This window comes from Herbaspirillum sp. GW822-FHT03A08 (genome assembly GCF_058801885.1).
On the sequence record NZ_JBXANR010000001.1, the window covers coordinates 139,782 to 156,771 of the forward strand.

The window sequence follows — 16,990 nt, forward strand, 5'->3', positions numbered from 1 at the left end:
ATCCATGATCAAACCGTCAATGAGAGCATCATGTCCAATATCGCCACTTCCATCGTTTCATCTCGTCTGCAAGAACTGACCCTCGCCGTCGAAGGCATGACCTGCGCCTCCTGCGTCGGCCGTGTCGAAAAAGCCCTGCGCGCAGTCCCCTCGGTGCGCGACGTCAGCGTCAACCTGGCCACCGAGCTTGCTACCGTGCAAGCCGAGTCCGGCGTACATGCCGACCAGTTGATCGCAGCCGTCCACAAGGCCGGCTACGACGTCAAACAAGAAGAAATCACGCTCGACATCGCCGGTATGAGCTGCGCCTCTTGCGTCGGCCGCGTCGAAAAGGCACTCCATAAAATTCCCGGCGTCAGCGAGGTCTCCGTCAATCTCGCCAGCGAAAAGGCGACGCTGACCACTACCAGCGCAGTATCCACAGATATCTTGATCGCCGCCGTCGAACGCGCCGGCTACACCGCCACACTGCCGGCCATTGCACAGACGGAATCGGCGCGCCCTGCTTTGCCGGCGTGGTGGCCGGTCGCGGTTGCCGCGGCATTGACCGCCCCTTTGATGCTACCGATGCTGTTGATGCCTTTCGGCATCGAGTGGCAATTGCCCGGCATCTGGCAACTGCTGCTGGCGACGCCGGTGCAATTCTGGCTGGGCGCACGCTTCTATCGTGCCGGCTGGCGCGCGGTCAAGGCGCACACCGGCAATATGGATTTGCTGGTAGCGCTCGGCACCAGCGCCGCTTATGGCTTGTCGCTGTATCAGCTGCTCAATCAATCGATGAGCATGCATGGCGGCCACGCTGTACCTCACTTTTACTTCGAAGCATCAGCTGCGGTCATCACGCTGGTGCTGCTCGGCAAATGGCTGGAAACGCGCGCCAAGCGCCAGACCGCCGACGCCATCCGCGCACTCAATGCGCTGCGTCCCGACAAGGCGACTGTGCGGCGCGACAGGGTCGACACCGAGGTTGCGCTGTCGTCCATCCGCATCGGCGACCTGGTCGTCGTGCGTCCCGGTGAACGCGTTGCAGTTGACGGCGTCGTGCGGGAAGGTCTCAGCCATCTGGACGAGTCCATGCTCACCGGCGAAAGTCTGCCCATGGAAAAGCAACCCGGCGACAAAGTCACTGCCGGCGCCATCAACGGCGACGGATTGTTGCTGATCGAGACCACCGCCATCGGCGCCGAGACCGTGCTGGCGCGCATCATCCGCATGGTCGAACACGCGCAAGCCGCCAAGGCCCCTATACAACGCCTGGTCGATCAGGTCAGCGCCGTGTTCGTGCCCGTGGTGCTGGTGCTGGCGCTGCTGACGCAGATCGGCTGGGGCATCGTCGGCGGCGACTGGGAACAGGCATTGCTCAACGCCGTCGCGGTACTCGTGATCGCCTGCCCTTGTGCGCTCGGCCTGGCGACACCGACGGCGATCATGGCCGGCACCGGGGTGGCGGCGCGCTACGGCATTCTGATCAAGGATGCGGAAGCACTGGAAATCGCCCACCGCATCAGCACCGTTGCTTTCGACAAGACCGGCACGCTGACCGAAGGCAAGCCGGTGCTGGCTGCGCTGTACGCCGTCGACCGTGATGAGGACAAGCTGCTAGGTATCGCGGCAGCCCTGCAACGCCACAGCGAACATCCGCTTGCACATGCCGTCATGGATGCCGCTCGCAACAAAGGCGTCGCCTTGACCGAGGCCAACGACAGCAAGGCTGTGCCCGGACGCGGCACACAAGCGCTGATCGATGGTCGCCTGACTTATCTCGGCAGCGCGCGCTGGATGCAGGAACTCGGTGCAGCACCGGATAGTCAGACGGCACTCAACATGCAGGCCAAAGAATTGGAACAGCAAGGCCGCACCATCTCGTGGCTGGCCCAAGCCGACGCAGATCCCGACGCACACAATGGCGTAACGCTGCTGGGTCTCCTCGCTTTTGGCGACACTATCAAGAGCAATGCGCGACAAGCCATTGAACGCCTGCATCAGCTGCACATCCGCACCGTCATGCTGAGCGGCGACAATCAGGGCGCGGCGGCGCACGTGGCGCAGGAACTGGGACTCGACGACTTCCGCGCCAATGTTCTGCCGGCCGACAAGGCGCAGGCGATCATGGACCTGCGCAAAGCCGATAAAGCTGACAAAGACGGCCAGCAGCGCCAGTGCATCGCCATGGTCGGCGACGGCATCAACGACGCGCCGGCGCTGGCGGCGGCCGATGTCGGCATTGCCATGTCCACCGGCACCGACGTCGCCATGCAGGCGGCCGGCATCACGCTCATGCGTGGCGATCCGGCGCTGGTGGCCGATGCCATCGACATCTCGCGGCGCACCTATAACAAGATCCGCCAGAACCTGTTCTGGGCCTTCATCTACAACATCGTCGGCATTCCGCTGGCGGCCTTCGGTTTGTTGAATCCGATGATCGCCGGCGCAGCGATGGCGATATCGAGCGTGAGTGTGGTCAGCAATGCTCTGTTGCTGAAACGCTGGCAACCGCAAGATGGGAAGCAAGACCACAAAGGAAGTCACAAAGGGGAACGCGCATGAGCATGAATATCGGCGACGCCGCACAAGCATCCGGCGTCTCGGCCAAGATGATCCGCCATTACGAAGAGATCGGCCTGGTGCCCAAGGCAGCGCGCACCGACGCCGGCTACCGCATCTACAGCGAGCGCGACGTGCATCTGCTGCGCTTTATCCGGCAAGGGCGCGTACTCGGGTTTTCCATGAAACAGATCGCCGACCTGATGGGGCTATGGCTCGATCAGTCGCGTCCGAGCCGCAAGGTCAAGCAATTGGCCAACGAGCATATCGCCGAGCTGGATGCCAAGATCCGAGAACTGCAGGCGATGAAATCGACACTGCAGCATCTTGCGCATGATTGTCACGGCGACAACCGCCCGGACTGCCCGATACTCGACGCACTCGGCGCAGAGCTTCCCAGCGCGCACGCGACGTGATGTAATGCGGTGATGCAATACTGCAAAGCAATAGTCTGATGAAGGCCTGATGTAAAAGCCTGATGTCATACCGCGTCAACCGGCGCAATCAAGAACGGTCACAAAACAAGAGTCGATCATCATGATAAAAACCGATCTTCCCGATACCATCCGCTGGGGCATCATCGGCTGCGGCGACGTCACCGAACGCAAGAGCGGCCCGGCTTATCAAAAGACGCCAGGCTTCGCGCTGCACGCCGTCATGCGCCGCGATGCCGACAAAGCGGCCGACTACGCGCAGCGCCATGGCGTCGCGAAACACTACAGCGACGCCGACGCCCTGATCGCCGATCCCGACATCGACGCCGTCTACATCGCCACGCCGCCCGATACACACCTGTACTACGCACTCAAGGTGGCCGCGGCGAACAAGCCCTGCTGCATCGAAAAACCGATGGCCCCGAGCTACGACGAGTGCCTGAGCATTTGCGCCGCTTTTGAAGAACGCGACCTGCCGCTGTTTGTCGCCTACTACCGGCGTTCGCTGCCGCGCTTTGCGCAGATCAAGAGCTGGATCAACGAAGGCAAGATAGGCACGGCGCGGCATGTCAGCTGGCAGTTCAGCCGCACGCCTTCGCTGACCGATCTCGGCCGCGCCGATAACTGGCGCACCGACGCCAAGATTGCACCGGGCGGCTACTTCGACGATCTGGCGAGTCATGGATTGAATCTGTTTTCGCATTATTTCGGCGACATGCTGGAAGCTTCCGGCAGCAGCGCCAACCAACAAGGACTGTATTCAGCAAAGGATGCGGTGAGCGCAAGCTGGTTGCACGCCTCCGGCGTAACCGGCAGCGGCAGTTGGAATTTCGGCAGCTTTGAGCGCGTTGATCACGTCGAGATCACCGGCAGCGAAGGCAAGATCGTTTTCTCAATTTTTGGTGATGTGCCTTTGACATTGACCAATGCCGGCGGCACACAGCAACTGGACATCGCCCATCCGGAAAACATTCAGCTCCATCACGTGCGCAAGATGCACGAACATTTGCGCGGCACCGGCAAACATCCGTCGACCGGACGCTCGGCGGCGCATACGAGCTGGGCCATGGACAGCATCCTCGGTAATCTTGCCTGAGTGTTTCTGGTGTCCGAAGCAGCCAGATGCTTCGGACGCTTTTCATATAGGGTTAGTGACAGCCGCTGCCATGGCTGCCCAAATTCACCGGTTTGCTGTCGTCGCTCATGTTGGCCAGCCCCTGCAGAATGCCGCAATCCTTGACCGCCTGCGCGCTGTCGCATTGCGCGCGCAAGCCTTTCAATTGCGTTTGCAATTTCCTGAGCTCACTGATGCGTTGAGCGACGTGGCCGATATGCTTGTCAAGCAAGGCATTGACCTCGCCACAGTTGTCTTCCGGCGCATCGCGAAACTGCAACAGGCTGCGCACTTCGTCGAGCGTCATGTCGAGCGAACGGCAGTGGCGGATAAATTGCAGGCGCTCGACGTGGCTGTCGCCATACAGACGGTAATTGCCCTGAGAACGCGTCGGTTCCGGCAACAAAGCCTCGCGCTCGTAATAGCGGATGGTTTCCACCGGACAATCGGTGCGTGCCGCCAGTTCGCCTATCTTCAAGCTGTCCATTCCCCACTCCTCTGTATTTGCATAACCGCCCCGCAAGCAGGGTCATTAAAGGCTTGACCTTGTAGCTGGTTCAGGGTTTTTAATATACAGGAAGCCCCCATATTCTGCTTATCAGGAGCACGCATGTCGAATTGCAGTCATCACGATCACGGACATAATCACAGCAATAAGCACAATCATGAGCACAACCACGCTCATGGGCACGATCACGCGCATCACCACGACGCAATCTCCACCATCGACAACATCAAACCGACCGGCCTGAAAGATGCCGAAGAAGCTGTCTTCTTCATCCAGAAGATGGATTGCCCGACCGAAGAAAAGCTGATCCGCGAACGCCTGTCCAACATGGATGGCATCGCCGCGATGCAGTTCAACCTGATCCAGCGCGAACTGACGGTACAGCATCGCCTGTCCTCGGTCGAGCCCATCGTGACCACGCTCGCTGCGCTCGACATGCTGCCCAAGGTCAAGAGCGACACGCTTGATGCCACCGCCGGCTCAGGCGGTGACGATCACAGCGCCTCTTACGCCATTCCCGGACGCAAATGGCTGATGGTCGGCGTCGCCGCCGTGGCCGCACTCGCTGCCGAAGTCGTCGCCTGGAATACCGGTAACGACCGCTCGCTCGTCGTCATTGCGCTGGCGCTGTTTGCGATCGCCATCGGCGGCATCGACACGCTGAAGAAAGGCTGGATCGCGCTGCGCCATCTCTCGCTGAACATGAACTTCCTGATGTCGCTTGCCGTTATCGGCGCGGCCATCATCGGCCAATGGCCGGAGGCTGCAGTGGTCATCGTGCTGTTCACCCTGGCAGAGATGATCGAGTCGCTGTCGCTGGACCGCGCGCGCAATGCCATAGCCGGCTTGATGGCCATGTCGCCGGACCAGGCCACGGTGTTGCAGGATGGCGACTGGATCAGCGTCGCCGCCAAACAAGTGGTATTGAACACCGCAGTGCGCGTCAAACCGGGCGAACGCATCCCGCTCGACGGCGTCGTCACCGACGGCCAGCCTGCCATCAATCAGGCGCCGATCACGGGCGAAAGCATGCCGGTCGCCAAGCAGCCCGGCGACCAGGTGTTTGCCGGCACCATCAACGGCAATACATCCTTCGACTATCGCGTCACCGCCGTGCAAAGCGAATCGACGCTGTCGCGCATCGTCAAGAGCGTGCAGCAGGCGCAGGGACAGCGCGCGCCGACGCAGCGCTTCGTCGATCAGTTTGCGCGCTATTACATCCCTGCGGTGGTGGCGGTGGCCGTGCTGGTGGCGGTGTTGCCGCCGCTGCTGTTCAGCGCGCCCTTCTATCCGTGGCTATACAAGGCGCTGGTGTTGCTGGTCATCGCCTGCCCTTGTGCGCTGGTGATTTCCACGCCGGTGACCATTGTCAGCGGACTGGCTGCGGCGGCACGCCACGGCATCCTGATCAAGGGCGGCGTGTATCTGGAACAAGGCCGGCTGCTCAAGGCGCTGGCGCTCGACAAAACCGGCACCATCACGCATGGCAAGCCGGTGGTCACTGACGTGCAGGTCTTGTCCTCGTCTGAGGGCGATGAGGCGAGTCTGCTCACGCATGCCGCCAGTCTCGCCCTGCGTTCCGACCATCCGGTGTCGGCGGCGATTGCCGCATACTGGAAAATGCGCTGGAAATCGCAACAGGCCGATGCAATCGCAGAAGACGTCAGCGACTTTGAAGCCCTGACCGGCCGAGGCGTGCAAGGCAACATCGGCGGCGCCGCTTTTTATCTCGGCAATCATCGTATGGTGCATGAGCTCGGCATGTGCAGCCCGGCGTTGGAAGAACGTTTGTTGGCGCTCGAAAAGCAAGGCAAGACCACCACCATCCTGTGCCGCGAAGGCAAGGCGCAGCTGTTGCTGGCAGTCGCCGACACGGTGCGCGACAGCAGCCGCGACGCCATCGCTCAATTGAAGAAACTCGGCGTCAGCGTCACCATGCTGACCGGCGACAACGCGCACACCGCACGCGCCATCGCCGATGTTGTACAGCTCGACGATGCGCGTGGCGATCAACTTCCGGAAGACAAGCTCAACGCCATCGGCAACATGATCGCCAAACACGCCTACGTCGGCATGGTCGGCGACGGCATCAACGACGCCCCGGCGCTGGCGCGCGCGCAGATCGGTTTCGCCATGGGCGCGGCCGGCACCGACACCGCACTGGAGACCGCTGACGTCGCACTGATGGATGACGACTTGCGCAAGATCCCCGACTTCATCCGTCTGAGCAAAAAGACCCATAGCGTGCTGATGCAAAACATTGCGATTGCGCTCGGCATCAAGGCGGTTTTTCTGGTGCTGGCGCTGACCGGCGAAAGCTCGCTGTGGATGGCGGTGTTTGCCGACATGGGTGCGAGCCTGATCGTCGTCTTCAACGGCCTGCGGCTGGTGCGTTCGCTTTAACTCTTCCTACCACGCCGGTTGCGCCGAACCCAGCGGCGCAGCCGGCCGATCCCACGACATCGTTGCGCCTCCGACTGTCACTGCACCACGCACACGTTGCGCCGGCCCCCAGAATGTCTTCTCAATCGCTGGCGCCAGATCGTCCTTGTTTTCCGGCACAAGCATGGCGTCGACCTGCTGCCCCGATCCCGTCACCAGCAATTGCGCCATGCGCGCCAGCGAAGTGCGCACTTCCATGCCCTTGCCGGTCTTCAGTCTTTGGGTCAATCCACGTATCGCTGCCGTCGCCATCAGATAGCCGGTCGCGTGATCAAGCGCCTGTACCGGCAGCGGCGTCGGCTTGTCGCGTCCGAGCTGGCGCATGCCCGCTTCGGCAATACCGCTGCTCATCTGCACCAGACTGTCGAAACCGCGGCGCGTCTTCCACGGCCCGCTCCAGCCGTAGGCATCGAGACTCACATCCACCAGCGCGGGATTGATGCGGCGACGGTTTTCTGCATCAAAACCCATGCCGGCCAATGCATCAGAACGATAGCCATGCACCAGCACGTCGGCTTGCGCCAGCAATTGCGTGAAAATCTCTTGCCCCAGCGACGTGCGCAGATCGAGCCGCGCGCAACGCTTGCCCGGCACCATGTCCGGTATCAAGCCGGGTTCATCCCAACTGGCCGGATCAATGCGCAGCACGTCAGCGCCGAAGCCCGCCATGAACCGCGTCGCCGTCGGCCCCGCCAGTACGCGCGTCAGATCCAGCACGCGGATGCCTTGCAGAGGACGTTGTCTGGCGACGGGCCAGCCGGGCTTCGCGGCCGCCGGTCCGTCAACAATATGCAGCAATGGTTCGCTGCTGACCGCCGCCCCTTGCGGGTGAACCCGCCACTGATCCGTCGTGCGCATGACCGCTGCGCAACCACCCTGAGCGACCAGGGCGATCTCCAGCTCTTCCGCTGACCAGCCCGCGACGGCAGCAGCCACTTCAGCACGATCAACTCTTGCGCCCAGCACCGTCAACGCTGCCGCGCGATGATGCGGAGCGTTGGTATGCAAACGTATCCAGCCGTCCGCCGCCTGGTAGTCGCCGGCGACGGCATCCCACAAGGCCGGCGCTTCCCAACCCTGCGGCCGTATTGAAGTGCCGAACCAGAACGAAGCCAGCCGGCGATCTGCCTGCACCTCGGCGACAGCGTTGCCGGCGGCATGCGTCAGCTCGGCAACGGCCAGGCCGGCTGCGCCTATCGCCCCCACCGCCAGATCGGTGACAGCAAAGATGGACGGCAAGCTGCCGCTACCGGTTAGTTGTACTTGTTCGAGAGAGTCGTGCCCGCCTTGGGCGGCCAGCCAGATTTCACGCAAAAAGCCGCGCGCGCTTGCTTCTGAAACAGCAGACAAAGTGGACATACCGGACCTCGCGTCATGAAGATAAGTGAAGATGACTGAAGCATATTCCGCTCGTTTTAATTGTCAATATTGATTAATATAATCAACATAATGCGCAATATAGCCCGTCAAGTTCACGCACCAACACGCTCTTCTCATTCGACGCCATGCCTACTTACCTGAGTTCCGCCGAAGCCGCCGCCGCGCTCGGCGTGTCGCGCCAGACCTTGTACGCCTACGTCAGCCGTGGCCTACTGACCGCACAAACCGACGGCAAGGTGCGCGAAAGCCGTTACCTGGAGGAAGAAGTCAAGCGTCTTGCCACCCAACGCACACGTGGACGCAAACCGAAGGAAGTCGCCAAGGCCACGCTCAGCTGGGGCCTGCCGGTGCTGGAATCCGGCATCACGCTGATCGAAGACGGACGGCTCTACTATCGCGGCCACGACGCCATCGCTCTCGCCGCGACGCACAGCGTGGAAGACGTCGCCGCCCTGCTGTGGAATTGCAGTGCGGCACAGGCCTTCGCTGCCGGCAATGTGCCTGTCCATGCTGCCTATGCCGGCATGCTCAAACACTTCAGCGAACGTCGCGCCGAGGATGCTCTGCTCCCCCTGTTCACCATCGCCAGCGACGATGCCGCCACCGCCGCCTGGCAAATCTCGCCGGAGCGCGTAGCCGAAGGCTGCGGCGTACTCATGCGTCTGCTCGCCGCCAGCCTGCTTGGCACGCGACCAAGCGCGATGCCGATTCACGAGCAGTGCGCCAAAGCATGGAAGCTCGATGCCCACGGTGCCGCGCTGGTGCGCATGGCGCTGGTGCTGTGCGCCGATCATGAGCTCAATGCGTCGAGCTTCACGGCGCGCTGCGTGGCCTCCACCGGCACCAGCCTGCGCGCTGCGGTGATTGCCGGACTGGCGGCGCTCACCGGCGGCAAGCACGGCGGCACGACCGCCCGCGTTGAAGCGATGTTTGATGAGATCGATATTCAAGCCGGCAAGAATGTTGCCGGCAAAATGCAGCAGCGTCTGACACGCGGTGAAGACCTGCCGGGGTTCGGCCATCACCTGTATCCAGATGGCGATGCGCGGGCGATTGCCTTGCTGGAAAAGATCCTTCCGCAGCATCCTCAATGGCAGAAAATGATCAAGGCGGCTCATGCCCTGATCGGCCATCATCCCTCAGTCGATTTTGCATTGGTCGCCGTACGGCGCCATCTGCAACTGCCGGTCGGTGCAGCTTTCGGTCTGTTCGCACTGGGACGCGGCATGGGCTGGATCGCGCAAGCGCTGGAGCAACGCGCCACCGGTGAACTGATCCGGCCGCGCGCGGCTTACACCGGGCCGCGCCCGCTTTCATCCCTCATGAATCCAGTAACGAATCTCGCAACAAAGCTCGTAAAATAACGAGTCCATTTCCAGGCAGTGCTACACTACGGCCCATGACTTCGCGCGTAAAAATCCTCCTGCTCTGGCTGCTGGCCTTTGCGATTCCCGTTCAGGGATTCGCTGCCGCGGTACAGATGGGTTGCGCGCCTTCGCAACTGACTCCGGCAATTTATGAGGTCGCGGTACCCTCAGCCTCAATGGATCACGACGCTGCTCATGACATGCATGCGATGCACACCATGCACGCCATGCAAGACACCAGCATGAGTGCGCAAGCCGACACCGGCTCCGCCACCGGTCACGCCATGCCGCATCAGCACAAAGCCTCCGCTGCTTCGTGCAGTTCCTGCAGCGTCTGCACCATCGGCGCCATCCTGCCGCTGGCGCTGGACAAACTCATCAACCTGCCCGTCGCGGCAGACATCCATGTCGCCATGGTTCAACATGGCTTCGTCGGCTATACGCCGGAAAATCCCGAACGTCCCCCTTCACTGTCCGTGTAATCACTGAAGCTGCCTGAGTCTGGCGAGTTGGTGTCGCCCGGCTTGCAGCTTCCTGCAACCGTTCCGGCATTTAACTCCCGCCGGTGAACATTTCGTTTGCACGAGGCTTACATGAATGCACTTTCCCCTTTGCGGAAACTCGCGCCGCCGCTGCTCGCCATTGTGCTGAGCGGCTGTGCGAGCTTCAGCGACGACGGCGGCTTTGACGCCGTCAACCAAGTCGCACAACAGCGGCTCAACAAACAAACCGGCTGGAGTCGTTCCGAGCAGGATGCCGACAGCGTTGCGCAACGCGTGCGCGCCATGCTGGCCAAACCGCTCAGCGTCGGCGACGCCGTGCAGATCGCCTTGCTCAACAATCGCGAACTGCAAGCGTCCTACAGTGAGCTCGGCATTGCCGAAGCTGATCTGGTGCAGGCCGGACGACTGCCCAATCCCGGTTTCAACTTCGGCCGTACGCACACCGGCGACGACATCAAGATCGACCGCAGCCTGACGCTGTCGGTGATGAGCTTGTTGACCATGCCGGCGGCATCACGCATCGAAGCGCGCCGCTTCGAGCAGACCAGACTGAAGCTGGCCGACGCCATGCTGCGAACAGCAGCGATGACGCGTAAGGCCTACTACCAGAGCATCGCAGCAACGCAGAGCGTGCGCTATCAGGAGCAGGTTCGCCAGGCCGCAGAAGTCGCACACGAACTGGCGTCCCGCATGGCGAAGCAAGGCAATTTCTCGCAACTCGATGCGGCGCGCGAGCAAGCGTTTTATCTGGAGACTTCTGCGCAGCTGACACGGACTCGAACGCAGGCAGTGCAGGAGCAGGAAAATCTCATCCGCCTGCTCGGTCTGCGCAAGCAGGACGGTTCCTTGCAGTTACCGTCACGTCTGCCAGAACTGCCGAAGAGCGCCGTCACGCTCGACGACAGCGAACAAGTTGCGATGGAACAGCGGCTCGACGTGCAATCGGCAAAGCTGGAAGTCGCCGCGCTGCAAGGCTCGCTCGGCCTGACCAAAGCCACGCGCTTCATCAACGTGCTCGATCTTGGTTATGTGCGCAATGCGGAAAGCGGCAAGCCTGCCGAGATCGGCTATCAGGCCAGCATCGAGATTCCTCTGTTCGACTGGGGCGGCGCGCGCGTCGCCAAGGCAGAGGCAATCTACATGCAGGCCGTGCATCGTCTCGCCGCCACTGCCGTACAAGCACAATCGGAAGTACGCAGCGCCTATGCCGTGCAACAGCACGCCTACCTGCTGGCGCGCCAATATCAGGACGAAGTGGTGCCGCTGCGCAAACGCATTTCCGACGAATACCTGCTGCGCTACAACGGCATGCTGGCGAGCGTGTTTGAACTGCTGGCCGATGCACGCGAACAAGCCAATGCCGTCAACGCCGCCATCGACGCCGCACGCGATTACTGGGTCGCCGACAGCGACTTGCAACTGGCGCTGGGCGGGCCGGCGTCGAGCGTGACGACATCGGCACCGAACAAGACTGAAGGAAAAATCCATGACTGACTCCACCAACACACTAAGCCGGCGCGCATTCCTGCAAGGCTCGGCGCTGGCCGTCAGCGCCACTGCGGTCACGCGCATCGGCGCCGCCTCCCTGCCGGAAGCGGCCACGCAAAACAGCGCCGGCACGCAAGCACCGCTGACGCCGCCCGATGGCCGTCCCTACCATCCTGTCGTCACGCTCAACGGCTGGTCGCTGCCCTGGCGCATGAATAACGGCGTCAAGGAATTCCACCTCGTCGCCGAACCGGTGGTGCGCGAAATCGCACCTGGCATGAAAGCCAATCTGTGGGGCTACAACGGCCAGAGTCCGGGCCCGACGATTGAAGTTGTCGAAGGCGACCGCGTGCGCATCTTTGTCACCAACAAACTGCCCGAACACACTTCCGTGCACTGGCACGGCCAGCGCCTGCCCAACGGCATGGACGGCGTCACCGGCCTGACGCAGCCGGGCATCCCGCCCGGAAAAACCTTCGTCTACGAATTCACTGCGCGCCGCGCCGGCACCTTCATGTACCACCCGCACGCGGATGAAATGGTGCAGATGGCGATGGGCATGATGGGCTTCTGGATCACCCATCCCAAGGATCCGAGCTTCATGCGTGTGGATCGCGATTTCGTTTTCCTGCTCAATGCCTACGACATCGAGCCCGGCGCCGCCACGCCCAAGGTCAATACCATGCTCGACTTCAATCTGTGGACCTGGAACAGCCGCGCCTTCCCCGGCATCGATCCGCTGCCGGTGCGACAAAACGACCGCGTGCGCATCCGCGTCGGCAACCTGACGATGACCAATCATCCCATCCATCTGCACGGCCATGAATTCGTGGTCACCGGCACCGACGGCGGCTGGACGCCGCCTGCTTCGCGCTGGCCCGAAGTCAGCGCCGACATTGCCGTTGGCCAGATGCGCGCCATCGAATTCGACGCCACCGAAGAAGGCGACTGGGCGCTGCATTGCCACAAGGCGCATCACACCATGAACGCCATGGGCCACAACGTGCCGACCATGATCGGCGTCGACCAGCGCGATCTGGCGAAGAAGATCAACCGGCTCATTCCGGACTACATGGTGATGGGTGATAAAGGCGGCTCCATGGGCGAGATGGAAATGCCGCTGCCCGACAACACGCTGCCGATGATGGGTGGCAGCGGCCCGTACGGCTCGCTGGAGATGGGCGGCATGTTCAGCGTCGTCAAGGTACGCAAGAACCTGGGACGCAACGATTACCGCGACCCGGGTTGGTATAAGGCGCCGCCCGGCACGGTAGCTTACGAATGGCGCGGCGCGGGGCAGCCGGCGGCTTCCGCGCCCGACAAGAAACTCAGCACGGACGGCAACGCCGTCAACGTGATCCGACGCAATCATCAACACTGATCAAGGAAAAATCATGAAGAAAATGTACACACAAAACCTCCTCATCGCCGCCTTGCTGACCGCAGCCTCATGGAGTGCCGGCGCACAAACCAGGGAGGCCATGTCGCATCCGGGGTCGCATCCAGGGTCGCATCATTATGCAGAACATGCCGACGACACAGTCGGCCAGCCCGGCATCGCAGGCAAAGTCACGCGTACCGTCAAGGTCGACATGAGCGACAACATGCGCTTCACGCCGGAAAAACTGCAAGTGAAAGCCGGCGATACGATTCGGTTTGTCGTCAGTAACAGCGGCAAGATCAAACATGAAATGGTCTTCGGCACCGAAGCGCAATTGAAGGCACACTACGCCGCCATGCTGAAAAATCCCGAAATGGAACACGCCGACGACAACCAGATCAGCCTGGCGCCGGGCAAAAACGGCGAACTGATCTGGCAGTTCACACAAGCCGGCACTGTCAATTTCGCCTGCCTGCAGCCGGGTCACTACGACGCCGGCATGAAAGGCAGCGTCACCGTCGTGACTGCCGCCGCCACCGATGGCGCGCACAAACACTGATACCGATTCACCATCAAAAAAGGAAAAAATATGAACACCGTTTTCTTCAGTACTGTGTTGCTTGCCGCTGTATTTTCAGTGGGGGCGGCGGCTCTGCCCGCAGCCGCGCAGGAGATGAAGCCAGACACGATGCACCATGCAATGTCCGTCGTAACACAGAGCGACGTCATCCCCAAAGTCAACGGTGAAATCCGCAAGGTCGATACCGACACCGGCAAGATCACCATTCGCCACGGCGAGATCCCCAATCTGGAGATGCCGGGCATGACCATGGTGTTTCGTGCTGCATCGCCCGACATGCTCGGCAAGGTCAAGGCCGGCGATCAGGTCCTTTTCACCGCAGAGAAAATCAATGGCGTGCTGACCGTCACCAGTATCGAGCTTGCTCCACAGAAGTAAGACTCGCGACAGCAAACCGGGCTATCATCGGTTGATGAACATGAGGATGGCGACAGACCACGTCGCCGTCCCCTACAACAAAGACAGGAGACCCCATGAACGCCCACATCATCGACACCACACCCGAGGCTTACGGCTACCCGCTGCTGATCAAGCAACTGCTCCACTCTTCGCTGGCGACCGCGCCCGATCAGGAAATCGTCTACGGCATCGCCAACCAGCGCCGCCACACTTATACCGATCTGTACGAACGCATCCAGCGTCTGGGCAACATGCTGCGCGAACTGGGTCTGCAACCCGGCAATACCGTCGCGGTGATGGACTGGGACAGCCACCGCTATCTGGAATGTTTCTTTGCGATCCCGATGCTTGGCTACGTGCTGCAAACCGTCAACGTGCGCCTGTCGCCGGAACAGATTGCCTACACGCTGAACCATGCGCAGGCCGACGTGCTGCTGGTCAATTCCGACTTCATGCCGGTGCTCAAACAGATCCGCGGCGAACTGACTACGCTCACGCGTTGCGTGCTGATTACCGATGACGGCACACCGGCGCCGCGGGGCCCCGGCTTTGCCGGCGAGTACGAGGACTTGCTGGCGCAGGCTTCGCCCAGGTGCGACTTCCCCGACTTCAACGAGAATGCTCGCGCCACCACCTTCTATACCACCGGCACCACCGGCATGCCCAAGGGTGTCTACTTCAGCCATCGCCAGCTGGTGCTGCACACCCTGGCCGTGACCGCAGGACTTGCACTGGCGCCGCAACAGGGCCGCCTGCATCGCGACGACGTCTACATGCCGCTGACGCCGATGTTCCATGTGCACGCGTGGGGCTTGCCCTACGTCGCGACCATGGCCGGACTCAAGCAGGTCTATCCCGGCCGCTACGTCCCCGACACCATCCTCAAGCTGATCGATACCGAAAAAGTCACCTTTTCGCATTGCGTACCGACCATCCTGCACATGGTGCTGAGCGCGCCCGCCGCCAAAGAGGTCGATCTGTCGAAATGGAAAATGATCATCGGCGGCTCCGCCATGACCAGCACACTGGCGCAGACGGCACGCGAGCGCGGCATCGATGTGTTCACCGGCTACGGCATGTCGGAGACCTGCCCCATCCTGTCGCTGGCGCACGTACCGACAGCAGAGCTGGGTACGGAACAGGACGTCGCCACGCGCGTGAAGACCGGCCGCCCGCTGCCGCTGGTGGCCTTGCGCACGGTCGACGGCGACATGAACGACTGCCCGCACGACGGCAAGAGCACCGGCGAAGTCGTGGTGCGCGCACCCTGGCTGACGCAAGGCTATCTGCACAATCCGGAGGCGTCGAAAGATTTGTGGGAAGACGGCTGGCTGCATACGCAGGACATCGGCAACATCGACCAGCGCGGCTATCTGCAGGTGACCGATCGCATCAAGGATGTGATCAAGACCGGCGGCGAATGGGTGTCGTCGCTGGAAATCGAAGAGATCATCGCGCGCCATCCGGCAGTGGCGGAAACGGCGGTCATCGGCATCAAGGACGCCAAATGGGGCGAACGCCCGGTGGCGCTGGTGGTGCTCAAAGCGGGCCGGGCCGCTGACGTCAGCGTCGACGACATCCGCAAGCTGGTGCTGGCCGCAGCCGAAGATGGCGTGATCTCAAAATACGGCGTGCCGGATCGCATCGAGTTTGTCAGCGAGTTGGCGCGCACCAGCGTCGGCAAGCTCAACAAGCGTGTAATGCGCGAACAATATCCCGGCTAAAAAAAATGCGTCGATTCCGGATTTTCATTTCCGGAATCGACGCAAGCGTTCAGCATGAGCTGACCTGCCGGGTTGTGCTCGTTCAGTCGTCTTTTGCGATCACGCGGTTCTTGCCTTGCTGTTTAGCCTTGTACAAACGCTTGTCGGCCAGGCGGATCAGATCGCTCTGAGTCTGTTCATCTTTCGGAATCATCGTCGCAACGCCGACACTGACGGTCAGCCATTCGCCGGTGGTGGAATGTGCGTGACCGATATGCAGCGCTTCAACCATCTCGCGCAACTTTTCTCCGGCAGCAATCGCGCCGGCTTCATCCGTACTCGGCAAGATCACGGTAAATTCCTCGCCGCCAAAACGCGCGCTCAGATCGGAGGAACGCACTGCACTTGCCTCCATCGCGCGTGCCACATTTTTTAGCACCTGATCGCCGGCGACGTGGCCGTAGTTATCGTTGTACAGCTTGAAGTTGTCGACGTCGATCAGCAGCAGCGAAATCTCTTGCTGCACGCGCTTGGCGCGCTTCCACTCGGCATTGAGATAATCGTCGAAATAGCGGCGGTTGGCGATGCTGGTCAGACCATCGGTATTGGTGAGACGCTGCAACTCGAAATTGGTCTTCTGCAATTGCTGCTGGCTCTCGCGCAATGCACGGTAAGCGGCATCGCGCTGCAGTTGATTGTTGTACGAACGCGAATGGTAGCGGATGCGCGCAATCAGTTCGATGCTGTCCGGCAGCTTGACCATGTAGTCGTTGACGCCGGTGGCAAACGCATCGCGCTTGATCAGTGCGTCTTCCTTGCTGGACAACACGATGATGGGAATGTCCATCGTCAGCGGATTGGTGCGGTATTGCTTGACCAGTGTCAGACCGTCGACGCCGGGCATGACCAGATCCTGCAGAATCACGGTGGGCTGGGTTTTCTCGGCGACGCGTACGGCATCTTCAGCGCGCGGGCAATAGTGAAAATCGATGTCGGATTCACTCAGCAAAGCACGGCGAATTGCTTCGCCAACCATCGCCTGGTCATCGACCAGCAACACCATGATCTTGTAGTCCGCCGGCGGTAGCTGTATGCCCAGCTCGCTATCGTCGCTATTGGTAAGAGTCGGTGACTCCATGTTGTCGTT

14 protein-coding genes are annotated in these 16,990 nt (G+C 61.3%); 11 read left to right on the forward strand and 3 right to left on the reverse strand.

Translation table 11 applies throughout. The features are described from left to right. Nucleotides 1–30 precede the first annotated feature (30 nt). The 3 genes from AC1RN6_RS00730 (at nucleotide 31) to AC1RN6_RS00740 (ending at nucleotide 4,074) form a co-directional block, all read left to right on the forward strand. Nucleotides 31–2,547: a heavy metal translocating P-type ATPase gene (locus tag AC1RN6_RS00730; protein ID WP_493002309.1), complete on the forward strand. Its 2,517-nt coding sequence runs from the start codon at nucleotides 31–33 to the stop codon at nucleotides 2,545–2,547. Nucleotides 2,548–2,549: 2 nt separating this feature from the next. Further along, nucleotides 2,550–2,960, forward strand: coding sequence for a Cu(I)-responsive transcriptional regulator (cueR, locus tag AC1RN6_RS00735; RefSeq protein WP_493003480.1), 411 nt, complete (start codon nucleotides 2,550–2,552; stop codon nucleotides 2,958–2,960). A gap of 121 nt (nucleotides 2,961–3,081) precedes the next feature. Then, nucleotides 3,082–4,074, forward strand: coding sequence for a Gfo/Idh/MocA family protein (locus AC1RN6_RS00740; protein WP_493002311.1), 993 nt, complete (start codon nucleotides 3,082–3,084; stop codon nucleotides 4,072–4,074). A gap of 52 nt (nucleotides 4,075–4,126) precedes the next feature. Here AC1RN6_RS00740 and cadR read toward each other — a convergent pair whose 3' ends face one another. Then, nucleotides 4,127–4,579 (reverse strand): Cd(II)/Pb(II)-responsive transcriptional regulator, encoded by a 453-nt coding sequence (cadR, locus tag AC1RN6_RS00745; RefSeq protein WP_493002313.1) that lies wholly within the window; start codon nucleotides 4,577–4,579, stop codon nucleotides 4,127–4,129. 123 nt (nucleotides 4,580–4,702) lie between these two features. Here cadR and AC1RN6_RS00750 point away from each other — a divergent pair, with 123 nt between their 5' ends. Continuing rightward, the gene (locus AC1RN6_RS00750; protein ID WP_493002314.1) at nucleotides 4,703–7,003 is read left to right on the forward strand and encodes a heavy metal translocating P-type ATPase; all 2,301 of its coding nucleotides are present in this window, start codon (nucleotides 4,703–4,705) and stop codon (nucleotides 7,001–7,003) included. A 6-nt stretch (nucleotides 7,004–7,009) separates the two neighbouring features. Here the strand turns inward: AC1RN6_RS00750 and AC1RN6_RS00755 are convergent, their stop codons facing one another. Next, nucleotides 7,010–8,401 carry a CoA transferase gene (locus AC1RN6_RS00755; RefSeq protein ID WP_493002316.1) on the reverse strand — a complete coding sequence of 464 codons (1,392 nt, stop codon included), beginning with the start codon at nucleotides 8,399–8,401 and terminating at the stop codon, nucleotides 7,010–7,012. A gap of 146 nt (nucleotides 8,402–8,547) precedes the next feature. On the opposite strand from AC1RN6_RS00755, the gene AC1RN6_RS00760 reads away from it, so the two are divergent. The 7 genes from AC1RN6_RS00760 to AC1RN6_RS00790 all read left to right on the forward strand — a co-directional run bounded on the left by AC1RN6_RS00760 (nucleotide 8,548) and on the right by AC1RN6_RS00790 (nucleotide 15,864). Next, nucleotides 8,548–9,786: a citrate synthase gene (locus AC1RN6_RS00760; protein WP_493002318.1), complete on the forward strand. Its 1,239-nt coding sequence runs from the start codon at nucleotides 8,548–8,550 to the stop codon at nucleotides 9,784–9,786. Nucleotides 9,787–9,821: 35 nt separating this feature from the next. Next, on the forward strand, nucleotides 9,822–10,271 hold the full coding sequence (locus AC1RN6_RS00765) for a hypothetical protein (RefSeq protein WP_493002320.1): 450 nt from the start codon (nucleotides 9,822–9,824) through the stop codon (nucleotides 10,269–10,271). A 111-nt stretch (nucleotides 10,272–10,382) separates the two neighbouring features. After that, entirely contained in the window at nucleotides 10,383–11,786 is a 1,404-nt protein-coding gene (locus tag AC1RN6_RS00770; RefSeq protein WP_493002322.1) for a TolC family protein, read from the forward strand. Then, on the forward strand, nucleotides 11,779–13,161 hold the full coding sequence (locus tag AC1RN6_RS00775) for a multicopper oxidase family protein (protein ID WP_493002324.1): 1,383 nt from the start codon (nucleotides 11,779–11,781) through the stop codon (nucleotides 13,159–13,161). Before AC1RN6_RS00770 ends, AC1RN6_RS00775 begins: the two co-directional genes overlap by 8 nt. 13 nt (nucleotides 13,162–13,174) lie before the next feature. After that, a complete protein-coding gene (locus AC1RN6_RS00780; RefSeq protein ID WP_493002325.1) occupies nucleotides 13,175–13,720 on the forward strand; it encodes a cupredoxin domain-containing protein in 546 nt (181 codons plus the stop codon). Between the two features lie 141 nt (nucleotides 13,721–13,861). Continuing rightward, nucleotides 13,862–14,119, forward strand: a complete 258-nt coding sequence (locus tag AC1RN6_RS00785) for a copper-binding protein (RefSeq protein WP_493002327.1) — start codon at nucleotides 13,862–13,864, stop codon at nucleotides 14,117–14,119. A 95-nt stretch (nucleotides 14,120–14,214) separates the two neighbouring features. Beyond that, the gene (locus AC1RN6_RS00790) at nucleotides 14,215–15,864 is read left to right on the forward strand and encodes a fatty acid--CoA ligase (protein ID WP_493002329.1); all 1,650 of its coding nucleotides are present in this window, start codon (nucleotides 14,215–14,217) and stop codon (nucleotides 15,862–15,864) included. 82 nt (nucleotides 15,865–15,946) lie between these two features. Here the strand turns inward: AC1RN6_RS00790 and AC1RN6_RS00795 are convergent, their stop codons facing one another. Further along, nucleotides 15,947–16,981: a diguanylate cyclase gene (locus AC1RN6_RS00795; protein WP_493002331.1), complete on the reverse strand. Its 1,035-nt coding sequence runs from the start codon at nucleotides 16,979–16,981 to the stop codon at nucleotides 15,947–15,949. Between the last annotated feature and the right edge of the window lie 9 nt (nucleotides 16,982–16,990).